The organism is Streptomyces sp. NPDC088124 (genome assembly GCF_040685895.1).
In the GTDB taxonomy this organism is placed as follows: Bacteria; Actinomycetota; Actinomycetes; order Streptomycetales; family Streptomycetaceae; genus Streptomyces.
In genome coordinates this window covers 122,244-138,918 of record NZ_JBFBJB010000015.1, presented here as the reverse complement: position 1 = coordinate 138,918, position 16,675 = coordinate 122,244, and the positions used below count along the sequence as shown (strand labels likewise).

Here is a 16,675-nt window from a genome sequence, read left to right as displayed (position 1 = left end):
GGCCACCTGACCGGCCCGGCGGCGTCATCCGTTCCCCCACGGGCGCCGCCGGGCCACCCCACCCCCGCCGTACCACCCGACCACGTACCACCCGACCATGAGAACCGAGGAAGGCGAGACCGATGCTCGTACGGAAGCCGCAGTTCGCGCGAGGGCGTGAGCGTGAGGGCGAGGATGAGTGCGAGGGTCGGGGGAGCGCCGCCGGTACGGGGCGCCGCCGCCGTGTCCTCACCGTCACGGCCGTCGCGCTGGTGCTCACCGCCACCTCGGTGGCGCTCGGCGCCGGCGGCGAGGAGGACCGGGGCGTATCCGCCGCGCCCGTGCTCGCGGCGAGCGTCCCCGTCGAGCGGCTGGCCTCGGGGGACCTCGCACAGGGCATCGCGTCCCTCCAGAAACACCTCAAGGACCAGCCCAAGGACGCCACCGGGTGGGCGACCCTGGGCACGGCCTACGTCGAGCAGGCCAGGACGAGCGGCGACCCGACGCGCTATCCGCAGGCGGAGCAGGCGTTCGAGCGCTCGCTCGCGCTGCGCCCCGCCGACGAGAACGACACCGCCCTCGCCGGGCGCTCGGCGCTGGCCGCCGCGCGGCACGACTTCCCGGCGGCGCTGAGCCAGGCCGACCGGGCGCTGCGGGTCAATCCGTACAGCGAGAGCGCCCTCGCCACGAGGGTCGACGCGCTGGTCGAACTCGGCCGTTACGACGAGGCGTCGAAGGCTGTCGAACTCGCCGACGACCGCCGTCCCGGCCTCCCCGTCTTCACCCGGTACGCGTACGTACGGGAGCTGCGGGGCGACCCGAAGGGCGCGCGTGAGGTGCTGCTGCGCGCGCTGAAATCGGCGTCCGGCACCGCCGATGTGGCGTACGTCGCCACCGCGCTCGGCCAACTCGCCTGGAGCCAGGGGCAGTACGACGAGGCGCTCGGCCATTACACGACCGCGTTGCGGGCCGATCCGCGGTACGTCCCCGCGCTGGAGGGACGTGGCCGTACCCATGCCGCTCAGGGCAGGACCAAGGAGGCGCTGAGCGATCTGGAGGAGGTCGTACGCCGCTTCCCCCTGCCGGGCCAGCTGGCCGCGCTCGGCGAACTGCGCGAGGCGGCCGGGCAGCGGGAGCAGGCCGGGCAACAGTACGAACTCGTCGGTGTCTGGACCCGGTTGGCCCGCGCCAACGGTGTCGCCACCGACCTGGAGTCCGCGCTCATCGAGGCGGACCACGGCGACGCCAAGCAGGCGCTGAAAGCCGCGCGCGCCGAGTGGTCCCGCCGCGAGAGCGTGCACACGGCGGACGCGCTCGCCTGGGCGCTGCACGCGAACGGCGAGGACCGCGAGGCGCTGACGTACGCGAAGAAGGCGACGGCCGCGTCACCGGGCTACCGCAACGCGTCCTTCCTCTACCACCGCGGCATGATCGAACGCGCCCTCGGCGACGACCGGTCCGCGCGCCGCCACCTGACGGCCGCGCTCGACCTGAACCCCGGCTTCTCGCCCACGGGCGCGCGCGAGGCCAGGTCCGCGCTGGGCGCGCCGGCCGGATCCGGATCCCGGGAGGACTCATGACCGGAGGCTTCATGACCGGAGGTTCCGTGACCGGACGCTTCTCGGCGGGGCGTCGCGCGGGGCGGTCCGTGCGGTCCGTGCACCGACGGACCGCCGCCACCGCGCTCGCCACCCTCGTCACCGGGACGGCGCTCGCGCTGCTGCCCGCCTCGGCCGCGCAGGCACACCCGCTGGGGAACTTCACCGTCAGTCAGTACGACGGCCTGGTCGTCGCCCCGGAGGCGCTGCGGGTGGACCACGTGGAGGACCTGGCGGAGATCCCGGCCGCGCAGGAGCGGGGCCGTATCGACACCGACGGGAACGACGAGCTGGACGCCGCCGAACTGGCCGCGTGGGCCACGGCGCGGTGCGACACCGCCGCCGACGGCGCGCGGCTGATGGTGGGGGAGGGCGGCGGGAAGGCCGTCGCCGTCACGGCGGGCGGCGCGAAGGCGCAGGAGCGCCCGGGGCAGGCCGGACTGCGGACCCTGCGGGTGACGTGCGAACTGACCGCGCCGCTGCCGGACGACGAGCCGCTGCGGCTCACCTACCACCCGGCGGGGGTCGCGACCGGCGCGGGCTGGCGTGAGATCACCGCGCAGGGCGACCGGATGGCCCTCAGCGAGTCGGGGGACCTGCCGCGCGACTCCCTCTCGCGGCGGCTGACCTCCTACCCCGGCGATCTGCTCTCCTCACCGCCCGACCAGAAGTCGGCCGCCTTCACCGTCCACGCCGGCGGCCCCGCGCTGGCCGGGGGCGAGGACGAGAAGGGCGGTTCCCCGGTGGCCGGGGTGCTGCCGCGCGGGGCGGACCGCTGGGCACAGGCGCTGACCGGACTGGTGGCCCGGCACGAACTCACCCTCGGCTTCGCGGCGTTCGCGCTCGGTGTGTCCCTGCTGCTGGGCGCCATGCACGCGCTCGCCCCGGGGCACGGCAAGACCATGATGGCGGCCGCGGCGACGGCGGGCGGTCGCAGCTCCCTGCGCGATGTGCTGGCCCTCGGGCTCTCGGTGACCATGACACACACCCTCGGTGTCTTCGCCCTGGGCGCGCTGATCGTGGCGGGCTCGGCCGCGGCGCCCACCGTGGTGTTCTCGCTCTCCATCGCGAGCGGCGCGCTGGTCGCGATCGCGGGCGCGCTGCTGCTGCGCCGGGCATGGCGGCACCGTGGCCGTCCCCACGGGCACAGCCACGGCCACCCTCACGGGCACAGCCACGATCCCGCGCACGGGCACGGGCACGGGCACAGCCATGGTCATGGTCATCCGCACGGACACACCCATGAGGCGGCGGACGAGGACCGGCTCCCGGTGCTCGCCTCCGCGCACCGCCACGAACCCGCCCACGAGCGCGAGTTGGCCGAAGCCCCGGTGGCCACGCTCACGGTGGAGCGCGAGGACCCCGAGCACACGCGCGGCCACAGCCACAGCCACAGCCCCGGCCACGGTCACGACCATGTCAAGGACGGTGACCACGCGCACGCCCACGGCCACGCGCACAGCCACCTTCCGCCCGCCCCCGGTCTGCGCGGGATCATCCTCCTCGGCTTCGCGGGCGGACTGGTCCCGAGCCCGTCCGCCGTCGTGGTGCTGGTCGGCGCGGCCGCCCTCGGCCAGGCGTGGTTCGGGTTCCTGCTGGTGATCGCGTACGGTGCCGGGCTCGCCGTCACCCTCGCCGGGGCCGGCTTCGCGGTGGTACGGCTCCGGGAGACCACCACCCGCAGGCTGGCGGCCCGGCCCCGGGGCCGGTTCCTCGCACTGACCCACCGGATGGCCCCGTTCGCCTCGGCCACCGTTGTGCTCGCCCTCGGCTGCGGACTGCTGCTGCGGGGAGTTGTGACCGGCCTGGGGTGAGCCGTCGCCGTACCACGGTCAGAAGAACACACCGCATCGCAGCAGCACATTGGCGTACGGCCGCGCCTCACCGGTGCGTACGATCAGCCGCGCGCCCGCCGAGAGCCTCTTCAGCTCCTCGTGCGGGACGAAGCCGAGGTCCGGGAGCGGTGCCAGCAGCCGCGCCGCTTCCGGGTTGGCCTCCCGCACCTCGTGGGCGGCGGTCGCGCCCTCCACGACCAGCTCCGCCAGCAGCCCCTCCAGCACCTCGGCGAAGGACGGCACACCGGCCACGAAGGCCAGGTCCACCAGGCGCGGGCCGACCGGAACCGGCATCCCGACGTCGCAGACCAGCACCCCGTCCCCGTGGCCCAACTCGGCCAGCGCACCCGCGAGATGACGGTTCAGTATGCCCGATTTCCTCACCGGGACACGCCCCGCTCCGACGGGTCACCGCTCGACAGCGCCGCCACCTCCGACGCCGTCGGGAACGAGGCCTGGGCGCCCGCCCTGGTGACCGACACGGCGCCGACCCGCGCCGCGTAGGCGGCCGCCGTGGCCAACTCCTCGCCGGTGCCGAGCCGCCAGGCCAGCGCGGCGGTGAACGCGTCACCGGCGCCCGTCGTGTCCACGGCCCGTACCGGTACGGACGGCACGAGCGCCGTGGTGCGGGCGTCCGCCACCAGCGCCCCGCGCGAACCCAGGGTGATGACCACCGAGCGGGGCCCCAGCGCGAGCAACGCCCGGGCCCAGTCGGCCGGTTCGTCCCCGGGGGAGCTCTCGGGGGAGTTCTCGGAGGACGGACCGGCCGACAGCAGGACCCGCGCTTCGTGCTCGTTGACGATGAGCGGATCGCACGCCGCGAGGATCTCGGCGGGCAGTTCCACCGGGGGCGACGGGTTGAGGACGAAGCGTGTGCCGGGCGCCAGCACCCGTACCACCTCGGTGACCGTCTCCAACGGGATCTCCAACTGGGCGGAGACCACCCGCGACCCCGCCAGCAGCTTCGCCGCGTCCCGTACGTCCTCCGGGGTGAGCCGGGCGTTGGCGCCCGGGGACACCACGATGCTGTTGTCCCCGGACGGGTCCACCGTGATCAGCGCCACCCCGGTGGGCGCCCCGCCGGACCGTACCCCCGCCGTGTCGACACCGGCCGCACGCTGCGAGTCGAGCAGCAGCCGGCCGTGCGCGTCGTCACCGACCCGCGCGAGCAGCGCCGTACGGGCACCGAGGCGGGCGGCGGCGGCGGCCTGGTTGGCGCCCTTGCCGCCCGGGTGGACCGACAGGTCCGAGCCGAGAACGGTCTCGCCGGGGCCGGGGCGCCGCTCGACGCCGATCACCAGGTCGGCGTTGGCCGACCCCACGACCAGCAGGTCGTAGTCGTACATCGCTGTCTCTCTCCGTTTCCTCGGGGGACTTCGGTGGGTACGGGCCCGCGCGGTGGGTACCGGCGCGCGCGGTGAGAACCGGCGTGCGCGGTCCGCGGCGGCCGTCAGGAGAAGTCGGCCACGTTCTCCGCCGTGACCACCTTCACCGGCACCTTCACCGTAGCGTCGATCTTCTCGCCCGTGGCGGCCTCGATCGCGTTGCGTACGGCGAGCTTGCCCAGTTCCCTGGGCTGCTGGGCCACCGACGCGTACAAGGTGCCCGCCTCGACCGCCTTCAGCCCGTCGGGCGTGCCGTCGAAGCCGACCACCGGGATCGACGCGCCCGCCCGGCCGCCGAGCGCCTTGATCGCGCCGAGCGCCATCTCGTCGTTCTCGGCGAAGACACCGTTCACGTCACCGTTGGCCTGGAGCATGTTCGTCATCACGTCGAGGCCCTTGGTGCGGTCGAAGTCCGCGGGCTGCTTCGCGACGACCTTGATACCGGGGAACGCCTTGAGGCCCTGGGCGAAGCCCGCGCCGCGCTCCCGGCTCGCGGAGGTGCCGGCCGTCCCCTGGAGGATCACGATCCGGCCCGTGCCGCCGAGCTTCTCGGCCAGTGTGCGTGCCGCCTGTTCGCCGCCCGCGACGTTGTCGGAGGCGACGAGCGTCGCGACCTCCGCCTGGTTGACCCCGCGGTCGGCGGCGATCACCGGGATCTCCGCCTTGTTGGCGGCGCGCACCGAGGGGCCCGCCGCGTCCGAGTCGACCGGGTTGACGATCACGGACGACATGCCCTCGCTGGTGAAGTTCTGTATCTGGTTGGCCTGTTGGGAGGCGTCGTTCTGCGCGTCGGTGACGGTGAGTTCCACTCCCTTCGCCGCCGCCTCCGCCTGGGCACCGGCCTTCAGCTGCACGAAGAAGGGGTTGTTGAGCGTGGAGACGGACATGCCCAGCTTGGTCGCGCCGCCGGACGAGCCGTTGTTCCAGAAGGAGACACCGCCGATGACGGCGGCCACCAGCACCGCCGCGACCGTGTACTTCACCGCCTGCGTCTTTCTGCCCCCGGGCCCGCCCGTACCGGCGGCGCCGCCCGCGACGGGGGTCGATCCGGCGCGCCGCCGCACCGTGTCGAGGAGCACCGCGAGCGCGATGACGACACCGATGACGACCTGCTGCCAGAAGGCCGACACCGACAACAGGTTGAGGCCGTTGCGCAGCACGGCGAGGATCAGCGCGCCGATCAGGGTGCCGGACGCCTTGCCGACCCCGCCCGACAGGCTCGCGCCGCCGATGACGACCGCGGCGATCGCGTCGAGTTCGTACCCCTGCGCGGCCTGCGGCTGCGCCGAGGAGAGCCGGGAGGCGAGGACGATGCCCGCGACGGCGGCGAAGAGTCCGGACAGCGCGTAGACGGCGACCTTCTGGCGCTTGACCCGCAGCCCGGAGAGGCGCGCCGCCTCCTCGTTGCCGCCGATCGCGTACATCGAACGGCCGAGGTAGGTACGGCCCAGGACCACCGCGGTGATCAGCCCCATCACGATCATCACCAGGACCGGCACCGGCAGCCACCCGCCGAGCGTGTCGCCCAGCCGCGAGACCGAGGAGGGGAAGGCGATCGGGCTGCCCTGCGAGATCACCAGGGAGAGGCCGCGGCCCACCGAGAGCATGGCCAGTGTGGCGATGAACGGGGGGAGTTTGCCGTACGAGACGAGCGCGCCGCTGACGAACCCGCACGCGATGCCGGTGGCGACGGCGAGGATGACGGCCAGCCACACCGGCACCCCCTCGGACGTGGCCGACCACGCCAGTACGGTCGCGGAGAGCGCCGCCACCGAACCGACCGACAGGTCGATGCCCGCGGTGACGATGACGAAGGTGACACCGAACGCGAGGATCGCGGTCACGGCGGCCTGCACACCGACGTTCAGCAGGTTCTGTGTGGTGAGGAAGTCGCCGGACAGCAGCGACATCGCCACCACCAGGACGACCAGGGCGCTCAGGGCGCCGTTGTCGAGGAGGAGACGGCGGAGCCCCGGGGCGCCACCGCCGCCTGTCGTGCTCTTCTCGCTCTTGAGCGTGTCAGTGGCCACGGGAGCCCTCCACTCCTTCTTCGTCGGTGTGCGCGTTCGTCACGGTGTCCGTCACCGTGTCCGTCGCGGTGTTCGTTGCAGTGTGCGTTGCGGTGTTCGTTACAGGGGCGGCGGCGGTGCCGGCCGCGGACGGGCCGGTGCTCACGGCGAGCGCCATCACCGCGTCCTGGGTGGCCTCGGCCGCGTCGAGTTCACCGGCGATCCGGCCCTGGGCCATGACCAGCACCCGGTCGCTCATGCCGAGCACCTCGGGCAGATCGCTGGAGATCATCAGCACGGCATGGCCCGCGGCGGTGAGTTCGTTGATGAGCTGGTAGATCTCGACCTTCGCGCCGACATCGATACCGCGCGTCGGCTCGTCCAGGATCAGCACCCGGACATCGGCCAGCAGCCACTTGCCGATGACGACCTTCTGCTGGTTGCCACCGGAAAGGGTGCCCACCCGCTGTTCGAGTCCCGCCATCCGCACGCCGAGCTGTCCGGCCATCCGGGCGGCGGCGGTGTGCTGGGCGTTGCGGTCCACCAGCCCGCCGCGGGTCGCGGAGCGCAGGGTGACCAGGCCGAGGTTCTCCGCGACGGAGGCGTCGAGCAGCAGCCCCTGGCCCTTGCGGTCCTCCGGCACGAGGCCGATCCCGGCGGCCATCGCCGCGCCGACGTCGTACCGCGGCAGGGGAGTTCCCGCCACGCGCACGGTGCCGGTGTCGTAGTGATCGGCGCCGAAGACGGCGCGTACCACCTCGGTGCGGCCCGCGCCCACCAGCCCCGCGATGCCGACGACCTCACCGGCGCGCACCTCGAACCCCACGTCGTGGAAGACACCATGCCGGGTCAGCCCGCTCACACTGAGCAGGGCGGTGCCGGCCCCGGTGCGGTGGCGCGGGTACTGCTGCTCGATGCTGCGGCCCACCATGAGCCGTACGAGTTCGTCCTCCGGCGTCGACGCGGGCACCTGGCCGACACTGCGGCCGTCGCGCAGCACGGTGACCCGGTCGCCGAGCGCCGCGATCTCCTCCAGGTGGTGGGTGATGAAGACGATGCCCACCCCGTCCTCGCGCAGGGCGCGCACGATCCGGAAGAGCTTCTCGACCTCCTCGGAGGTGAGCACGGCGGTCGGCTCGTCCATCACCAGCACGCGCGCGTTCAGGCTGAGGGCCTTCGCGATCTCGACCATCTGGAGCCGGGCGATGCCCAGTTCGCGCACCTTGGTGTGGGGCGGCGTGGTGACGCCGACCCGCTCCAGCAGGGCGGCCGCGTCGGCCTCCATCCTCTTGCGGTCGACGAGGCCGAAGCGGCGCGGCTGGCGCCCCAGGAAGATGTTCTCGGCCACCGTCAGGTCGGGGACGAGGTTGAACTCCTGGTAGATGGTGGCGATGCCGAGCCGCTCCGCGTCCTGCGCGCCGTGGATCCGTACGTCCTCGCCGCCGACGAGTACCCGTCCGGCGTCGGGCCGATAGGCACCCGAGAGCATCTTGATGAGGGTGCTCTTGCCTGCGCCGTTCTCACCGAGGAGGACGTGCACCTCGCCGCGGCGCAGGTCGAAGTCGACGCTGTCGAGCGCGACCACGCCGGGGAAGGTCTTGCGTATCCCTTCGACACGCAGCAACTCGTCCGGGTGACTCACGGGTCGCTCCTTCGCGATCGTGCTGATGGGTTTCGTTCCGACGGGACGGGATCCGGTGCCCCCGGCTCCGGTGATTCCGGCTCCGTGCGGCCCGGTGGGGCGTCCGGTTGGGGGTCCACACGGCCCCGCGGGGGGCCGACGCGGCCCGGAGGGCGGCCCGCGCCGCACGAGCTGCGGACGACCAGCCGGGCCGGCAGGGTCACGGACGGCGGCTCGCGGCCCGCGATGCGCTCCACCAGCGCCCGTACGGCGGCCCGCCCCAGCTCGTCCGTCGGCTGCGCGACGGCCGTGATCGGCGGGTCCGTGTGCACGAACCAGGGGATGTCGTCGAACGCGGCGAGCGCGATGTCCTCGGGGACCCGCAGACCCCGGGCGCGGAACGCGTCGAGCGCGCCGAGGGCCATCAGGTTGTCCGCGGCGAACACGGCGTCCGGCGGCCGCGGCAGATCGAGGAAGCGCTCGGCGGCCCGGCGTCCGCTCTCCGCCTGGAAGTCCCCCTGGCCGATGTACGCCTCCGGCAGCGCCACCCCGTGCTCACCGAGCGCCGCGCGGAACGCGTCCACGCGCTCGCTGCCGGTGGTGGTGGCCGCGGGGCCCGCGATGATCGCCGGCCTGCGGTGGCCGAGGGCGAGCAGATGGGCGACCAGTTCCCGTACGGCGGCGCGCCCGTCCGCCCGGACGACCGGCACGTCCACCCCCGGGATCCACCGGTCGACGAAGACGACGGGCGTCGCGGCGCGCACCGCGTCGATGATCAGCTTCGCCCCCCGGTCGGCGGGGGACAGCAGCAGCCCGTCGATCCGGCGGTCCAGCAGCGTACGGACGTGGTGGTCCTGGAGCTCGGGCCGCTCGTCGGCGTTCCCGATGATCACGCTGTAGCCGAGGGCCCGCGCCTCCTCCTCCACGGCGCGCGCCAGGGAGGTGAAGTACGGGTTGAGCACATCGCTGATGACCAGGCCGAGGGTGCGGGTCTCGTCGGTCCGCAGGGAGCGGGCCACCGCGTTGGGCCGGTACCCCAGCGCGGCGACGGCGGCGAGCACCCGGGCGCGGGATTCCGCGCTGACCGACGGATGGTCGTTGAGTACGCGGGACACCGTGGCGGCGGAGACACCTGCCTCGGCCGCGACGTCCTTGATGGCCGCCATCGTCGGTCCACCTCCTCGTGGAATCGATTACATGAGGGATTGGAATCGATTACACGTGCGGAAGGCAAGACTTCGGGGGTATCCCGAAACCTGATTGTGATGAAACCGGGGCAGTGACCCGGCCGGGCCACTGCCCCGCCGGGTCGACCGTCGCTGCCGTTCTCAGCCGTCCCTGCCGTTCTCAGCCGTCCCTGCCGTTCTCGGCCGTCCTCGCCGTGCTCAGCCGCGCAGGCCCGGCGCCTCCCGGATGAAGGTGTCCAGGACCCCGTCCGCGACCTTGATCGTGCCCTGCGGCCGGGTCGTGCCCGGGACCGTCCTGACCGCGGCGGCCCGGCGGGCCAGTTCGGCCGCCTCGGCGAAGCGGGCTTCCCCGCTGCCGCCGCCGAGCTGCTCCCGCAACCCCTTCACGGTGGCGTCGAGCGAGCCGCCCCACAGATCGAGCGCCGTCAGCCACGGCGCCGTCTCCCTGAGGAAGCCCTGGTCCGCCACTCCCTCCCGGATCCGCTCCGGCGCGTCGGCGAGCTCACGGGCCCGGGCGGAGAGTTCGCCCAGCGCGGCCCGCCGCTCCTGGACGGAGCCCGTGGCCCATACGGCACGGAACTCGTCCAGCGCCGCGCGCAGCGCGGGTGCCTGCGGCTGCCAGTTCTCCGGGCCGAACGTCGGCGCGAGATGCTGCGTGTCGAAGAAGGCCAGCAGCGCCCGCGTGGTCGCGGGGTCGCCGCCCGACAGATGGCCGGCCGCCGCGCGCCAGGTCCGCCCGGCGTCGTAATCCTCGTCGTTCCACGCGAAGGACGCCCCGCCGAAGAGCGCGACCTTGCTCGCGGCCGCCTGGTTCATGGGGTTGAGGACGATGCCGCTCAACTCCTCGTGCAGCCCCGCCTCGCGGCGGTCGTACGGGGCCATCAGCAGCCGGCCCGTGGTCTGCCCGTAGTCATTGACCGGATAGTTGTCCCAGAGGAACACCTTGCGTCCCCAGACCGCCGAGGCCGCACGGGCGTCGGCCACACTGATCGACGGCGGGACGACGTCGTTGCCCGTCCACTGCACGACCACCTGGGGGTCGAGCTGCTCCCGCAGCACCTTCTTGTAGGGCGAGTCGGCCATGTCGGAGTATTCGGTGGGCACCATCTGGAGCGGCTGGGCGCCGGCGTGCGTCCCGATGAAGTCGCGCTGCACCGCGTTGAGCAGATCGGCCTGTGCCTGCCCCGCGGCCGCCCGGCCCGGCGCACCGTACTTCGCCCGGTCCGCGTCGCAGTTCCAGCTCGTGTAACTGATGTCGTCCAGCGCCACGTAGAAGCTGCGCCCGCCCTGCGCGTAGAGGGATTCGAGCTTGCTCTCCAGGGCCCGCACGTCGTTGGGATCGCTGTAACAGATGGAGAGGCCGGGGGAGATGGCATAGGTGAAGTCGACATGGTGGGTGGTGGCGCGCCCGATCAGCTCGCGCAGGGCGGCCAGCCGGTCGGCCGGGTAGGCGTCGCGCCAGCTCTCGCGCAAGTACTCGTCGTCCTTGGGCGCGTAGATGTACGTGTTGGCCTTGACCGCGCCGTAGAAGGCGAGTTGGTCGAGCCGGTCCGCGTGCGACCAGGGAGCGCCGTAGAAACCCTCGATGCTGCCGCGCAGGGCCATCAGGGGATGGTCGGTGATCGACACGGCCGCGATGGTCCTGCTCGCCGCCGTCACCAACTGCCGGAAGGTCTGCGCCGCGTAGTAGACGCCGTCCGCGTCGTTGCCCGCGAGGACGGCGGTGGAGCCGGTACGGCGGTCGCCCGCGGTGGTGGCGAGCGAGTACCCCTCGGCGGCGAGGGTGTCGGGGACGCTTCCGCCCGCCGCGCGCAGCGCGCGGGACACCGGCCCGTCCCCGATCGAACCGACCACGACGGTGAGGCCGGGCCCCCGTGCGCCGCTGGCACGGGCCGGGGGCCGGGCGGATTCCGCCGCGCCGACGGCGGCTTCGCCGAGCGCCACCTCATCGAGCGCCACCTCGTCGATCGTGCGAGCCCCGGCCGAGGTCAGGGCCTTCCTGATCACATCGAGACCGGCGGCGTCGGCACCCTCGCCGACGACCAGCCGGACCCGGTCCGGTACGGACAGGGCGCGTCCCGCGGCCGTCATGCGCTGCGGTGTGGGAGTGACGACCGGGAGCGGGTCCGGCGCGGCGGACGTGCCCGCGGGCGCCGCGGTGAGGGAGTCGGGCGGGGTGAGGCCGGTGAGCGGGGCGAGGGCGGTGAACGTCAGTGCCAGGGCGCCGAGTAGGGGGAGGCCGAGAAGAGAATGTCCGGGGTGGTGCCTTCGGGACCAACGGGGCACGGCAACTCCAAGGGGAGCTGGACTCGGTCACCGGCCGGTGACCGATTGGTCTAAACCACCATTCGGAGCGGCGGGTGTCAAGATGGCGCGGCCGGACGAATTCCACTGGTGGGGACGTGAATATCCCACTTAGTATCCGAACGTGAAGACGCCGACGGACATACCGTTCCATGGAATCCCCGCTTCTCCGTCGGCCGGCATCGGACGCCTTGTCCGGGACCCCGATCCCCGTGTGCGCCACCGCGGACTCGTACTCCTCGCCGAGTCTCTCGCCGCCTGTCCCGCCCCGGGACTCGCCCCGGGCCCCGCCCCGGACGGGGCGTCCGGGAGCGGGGCCGCCGACCTGCCCGGGAGGGCCGAACTCGCCGCGCTGCTCCCGCTGTCGGTGACCGGGCCGCCCGAGTCCGCGCTCGTGCTGGCGGAGCTGTACGAGTGCCTGGGGCCGTACGTCCCGCGGGGGCGCCGCCCGTCGTGGCGCACGGCCGGACTGCCGGAGCGCGTACGGATCGCCTGGCTCCGCGCCGAACTGCACAACGAGCCCGAGGTGCTCCGTACCGAACCCCCGGGTGAACTGCTGTACCAGGCCGTCCGGGGGCTGGACGTGACCCGCGCCCACCGGCCCCAGAGCCTGCTGGCGGAGCTGGTGCGGTGCGGCGACCCCGGGGTGCGGGCCTACGCGGTCCGGTTCGCCCGGCAGGGGCTGCGCGCCGGACTCCTCGCGCCCGCGCTCGTCCGGGCCCGGCTGACCGACCTGGCGCGGCCGGACGATCCCGCCACCGCGGCCGCGGCGCTCACCGAACTCGCCGAGCCCTGGGCGACGTTGGAGCCGTTGCCGCCCGGAGAGCCGTCCGGACTCCTCGACACCGACACGGGTACCGGAGGCCCCGCGTCCGAGGCCGCGCTCCTGGTCGCCGCCCGCCACGGGCACCGGGACCCGCTGTGGCGGGTCGTCGCCGATCAGGCCCGGCCACCCGCCCTGCGGCGGCGGGCCATGGAACTGCTCGGCGAACTCGCGGAACGCGCGGACATCCACGGGCTGACCGCCCTCGCCGCCCGTGACCCCCTGCTCCTCGGCGGAGCGACGATGACCTGTCTGCGCGGGCTCCACCGGCGCGGACACTTCCCGGCGCCCCCGGCCGTCGCCGCGCTCGTCGGAGTGGCCCTCGCGGACCACACGGTCGAGCCCCGCGCCTTCGCCACCGTCCTCTTCACCTGCCGACGCGAGGTGTACGACGCGCTCGTCGACGTGCCGGCGGACGCCCCCGACTGGCCACGACGGCTCGCCCTGCTCGTCGAGGTGGCCCGGCAGGGCGCGGGGGAGCTGCCGATCGGCGACGCGATCACCCGCGTCCTGCCGTCGGCCGCCGAGCCCGAGCCGTTTCTCGACGCGCTCCGCGAACTGCGCCACACCGAAGCCGAGGAAGCCGTCATCGCCGCACTGCCCTCCGCGCCGGCGGCGGCCCTGGACGCACTGGAGGCGCTCGGGGGAGAGCGCACCGTACGGATGCTGGCCGACGGACTCGGCCTGACCCGGGAGGCGGGCGCGGAAACCATCGCCCCACCGCTGCGCGCCGTGCGCCACCGGGCCCTGGAGCTGCTCTGGTCGCTGAACACCGACCCGGAACGGCGCCGGCACCTCCTCGGGCGCCTCGATCCCACCCGGCTCCCGCCCGGGATCGCCGCCGACCTCGGCGGACCCGACGAGCGGGAACTCGCCCTGCTCCGCTCCCATCTCGACCCGGCCGAGCCGGTCGCCGCGCTGCTCAGGCTGGCCGCGCACGGCGGCTCCGGTACGGTGCCGGTCCTCGCCGATCTGCTGCTGCGCGTCGTGGCCGGACGCGCGGCGTCCTGGGAGCCCGGTGCGGAGCCGGCCCGCCCCGAGGCGGGGCGGTTCACCGACGGGCGGCCCACCGCGCCCGCCGCCGAACCCGCCGTGCCCCAGGAGGTCGTGGACGCCCTGTGCGTCCTCGGCGGCCGGCTCCACGCGCGGCGCCGGATCCGGCCGGTCTGTCTGCTCGGCGCGGCCGACGCCCGGGAGGCCGGTCACGCGCTCGTCGCGACCATGGCGCTCGACCTGCTGGACCGGCCGGGGCTGACCGACGGCGAACGCGCGATCCTGCTCGGACTGCTCCTCGCCGTTCCGTCCGAGGCGACCCGACCCCGGGTGCACCGCCTCCTGCGCCACCGCGACCGCCACGTACGCAAGCAGGTGATCGCGCTGCTCGCCGCGGACGACACGGGGGACGACGCCCGGGCGCTCTCGGCGAGCCTGATCACCCTGACCACCGCCCCGGACATCCAGACCGTACGCCAGGCGCTGCTGGCCCTCGGCCACGCGCGGGCCCACTGGGCGTCGCCCGCGATCGCGGCGTGTCTCGACCACCCGAACATGAACATCAGGAAGACCGCCGCCGGGGTACTGGCCCGCGCGGGCGCACCCGCGGCGGTGCCGGCACTCCTGCGCCACCTGGGCCGGGAGACCAACCCGGGGCTGCGCACCGCACTCGTCGCGGCGCTGCGAGCCGTCCTCGGCGACGCGTACCTGGCGACCCTGCTCGCCGCAGCCGAGCGCGACCCCGAAGAGCCCCGCCACCTGAGGCTGTTGACGGCCGGGCTCGACGGGGTGCTGACGGCGCGCACGGTCACCGCCCTGACCGACCAGGCGTCACCGCTGGGCCCCGTGCTGCTCGCCCTGGTGGCGGACGGCCGGATCGGCCTCGCCTCCGGCCTGCCCGCCGGACTCGCGGCGGACCCGGACGCCGGATCGCTGCTCTCCCAAGGCTGGCAGGACGCGATCGCCCTGCGGCTCGCCGAACGGGACTTGCCGCCGGCCCCCCAACTCCTGCGCGGGCTGCGACCGATGCTGGGCGACTGGCTCCGGCTGGCCGGATCGGCGCCCGCCACCCGTGAGAACGTCCTGCGGCTCACACTCCGGATCTGTCCCGCGCCCTGGACGGACCACGAACGCCACACCTTCGGGCGCTCGGCCCGCACCCTGCTCGCCGGACTCGCCGACCTACAAGGAGACATGGACCGGCGGGACGCGGACCCGCGGGACGCGGGCGGCGCGGACCGTTACGCGCGTGACCTCGTCGCCGTACTCGAAGCGGCCGTGCCGTCGCTGCCGGCCCTGGAGCGGTCGGCCGTCGCCGACGCGGTACGGGCGCTGCCCCCGGCCAACCCCGGAACACGCTCCGCGCTCTCCCTGCTGCGGGCCTGCGACGCCGTCCTGGTCCGCGCCGATCTCGACCGGGCGCTGGCCGCCGCCCGGCTCGCCGCCGACCCCACGGCCGCCCAACAGGCCGTACTGCACGAGGCGTTCGGCGTTCGGCCTGCCGGGCGGACCGACACCCCCGCGCCACGCACCGCACCCGACGGCGCAGCCGTAACCGCCCGCACCGCACCGGACCCCTTCCGCCGCGCCGACGGCGTGCCCCGCTCCCGCGACCGGCTCGCCGCGCTGGCCGCGCGCTACCCGGACGGCGGGGCCGAGGAGCGCGCCGCCCTGCTCGACCGGATGACCGGACTCCAGCCCCTCGGCACCCCGCCCTGGACCCTCGCCGAGGACGCCGCCGCACCCCCGCCCGCACCGCGGACCGTACGCGGCGACGACCTCGACCAGCCGCGCTCCGACGCCCTCCGCACCCGCCTGCTGGCCCTGCTGGAGGACGGGCCCGAGGAGCGCCGGAACGCCGCCGCCGTGACACTGCTGACCTGGCCCGAGCCGGACACCGCCCGGACCGTCCTCCGCGCCTTCCTCCGGGGCCGGGTCACCGCGCCCGGCGCCACGGGGCTCCAGCACGCGCTGACCTCGCTCGCCCGTACCGCGGAGGGGAGGGCCGAGTTGAGCGGCGCCGGGATACGGGACGACCGGCTGCGCTCCGTGGCCCGCGCGGCCACCGGCCGGGAGCTGGAGCCGCTGCTCCCCGTGCTGCTCGACCGGTGGGAACACGGATCCCCCGACGCGCGCCGCACCGCCGCGGAGCTGCTCGGCAGGGTGAGCGCCGATGTCCTGGCGGCCCACCTGGAGGAGCGGCTCGCCGCGGGCGCCCGGGGGTTCGCGGACCTCCTCGCCGGCCGGGCGCCGCTCCGCACCCCCGCGCTCAGCCGGCTCCGCCGGCAGCTGCGGGCCGAAGGGCACGGCGAACGGGCCGACGCGCTCACCCTGGCGGCCGGTCCGCTGCGGGGCCCCGACGCAGAGCGGCAGGACGCCGCCGCCCTCGCCGCGCTCCGCGAACACCCCTCGGCGGGGAACGCCCCCCGGCCGTCCCCGCCGTCCCGGCGGGAGCTGCTGGACCTGGCCCGCACGGGCGCCCCGGAACCGGTCCGCCGGGCGCTCACCCGGCTGGCCGAGGAGCACACCGGCCCCCGGCCGGACCAGGATCCCGAACTGCACGCCGTGCTCACCGAGTTGCTGACCCACCCCCGGGCCGCGATCCGGCTGCGCGCACACCGGGTCTCCCGGGCGATGCTGGACCGTACGGCCCATCTGCGCCATACGGAACTCCTGTTGCACGACGCCCAGTCCGACATCCAGCGCATGGCGATCAGAACCCTCTGCCGCGCCGCGTGGGAATCCGCGATCCCCACCGTGGTCGAACGGCTCGCGCATCCCCATCCCGCCGTACGGGCCGCGGCCGCCGAAGGCCTCGCCACGCTCGGCGCCCGCGCGATCCCCGCGCTGCGCCACGCCGCCGACCACGCCCGCCCCGACCGGCGCTCCCGCTACACGGACGTGCTCGACCGGATCATGTCCACCGGGACCGGGTAGGGGG

Annotated in this window: 9 protein-coding genes; 3 read left to right on the top strand and 6 right to left on the bottom strand. The window is 74.5% G+C overall.

Annotation, left to right across the window (positions count from 1 at the left end; translation table 11 throughout):
• Positions 1-122 precede the first annotated feature (122 nt).
• Both AB0P17_RS14905 and AB0P17_RS14900 read left to right on the top strand, forming a co-directional pair.
• A complete protein-coding gene (locus tag AB0P17_RS14905) occupies positions 123-1,559 on the top strand; it encodes a tetratricopeptide repeat protein (protein ID WP_365810975.1) in 1,437 nt (478 codons plus the stop codon).
• 77 nt (positions 1,560-1,636) lie between these two features.
• The gene (locus AB0P17_RS14900) at positions 1,637-3,391 is read left to right on the top strand and encodes a nickel transporter (protein ID WP_365810973.1); all 1,755 of its coding nucleotides are present in this window, start codon (positions 1,637-1,639) and stop codon (positions 3,389-3,391) included.
• A gap of 18 nt (positions 3,392-3,409) precedes the next feature.
• Here the strand turns inward: AB0P17_RS14900 and rbsD are convergent, their stop codons facing one another.
• From rbsD to AB0P17_RS14870, 6 genes are all read right to left on the bottom strand, one after another.
• Positions 3,410-3,796 carry a D-ribose pyranase gene (gene rbsD, locus AB0P17_RS14895; protein ID WP_365810971.1) on the bottom strand — a complete coding sequence of 129 codons (387 nt, stop codon included), beginning with the start codon at positions 3,794-3,796 and terminating at the stop codon, positions 3,410-3,412.
• On the bottom strand, positions 3,793-4,758 hold the full coding sequence (locus tag AB0P17_RS14890; protein WP_365810970.1) for a ribokinase: 966 nt from the start codon (positions 4,756-4,758) through the stop codon (positions 3,793-3,795). Before AB0P17_RS14890 ends, rbsD begins: the two co-directional genes overlap by 4 nt.
• A gap of 104 nt (positions 4,759-4,862) precedes the next feature.
• Entirely contained in the window at positions 4,863-6,827 is a 1,965-nt protein-coding gene (locus AB0P17_RS14885; RefSeq protein ID WP_365810968.1) for a substrate-binding domain-containing protein, read from the bottom strand.
• Positions 6,817-8,448, bottom strand: a complete 1,632-nt coding sequence (locus AB0P17_RS14880) for a sugar ABC transporter ATP-binding protein (protein ID WP_365810966.1) — start codon at positions 8,446-8,448, stop codon at positions 6,817-6,819. The genes AB0P17_RS14885 and AB0P17_RS14880 overlap by 11 nt, the downstream gene beginning before the upstream one ends.
• Positions 8,445-9,593, bottom strand: a complete 1,149-nt coding sequence (locus tag AB0P17_RS14875; RefSeq protein WP_365810965.1) for a LacI family DNA-binding transcriptional regulator — start codon at positions 9,591-9,593, stop codon at positions 8,445-8,447. The genes AB0P17_RS14880 and AB0P17_RS14875 overlap by 4 nt, the downstream gene beginning before the upstream one ends.
• Before the next feature lie 219 nt (positions 9,594-9,812).
• Positions 9,813-11,900, bottom strand: coding sequence for a beta-N-acetylglucosaminidase domain-containing protein (locus AB0P17_RS14870; RefSeq protein ID WP_365810963.1), 2,088 nt, complete (start codon positions 11,898-11,900; stop codon positions 9,813-9,815).
• A gap of 142 nt (positions 11,901-12,042) precedes the next feature.
• Between AB0P17_RS14870 and AB0P17_RS14865 the strand changes: the two genes are divergently transcribed.
• Positions 12,043-16,671: a HEAT repeat domain-containing protein gene (locus AB0P17_RS14865; protein ID WP_365810962.1), complete on the top strand. Its 4,629-nt coding sequence runs from the start codon at positions 12,043-12,045 to the stop codon at positions 16,669-16,671.
• Positions 16,672-16,675 lie beyond the last annotated feature (4 nt).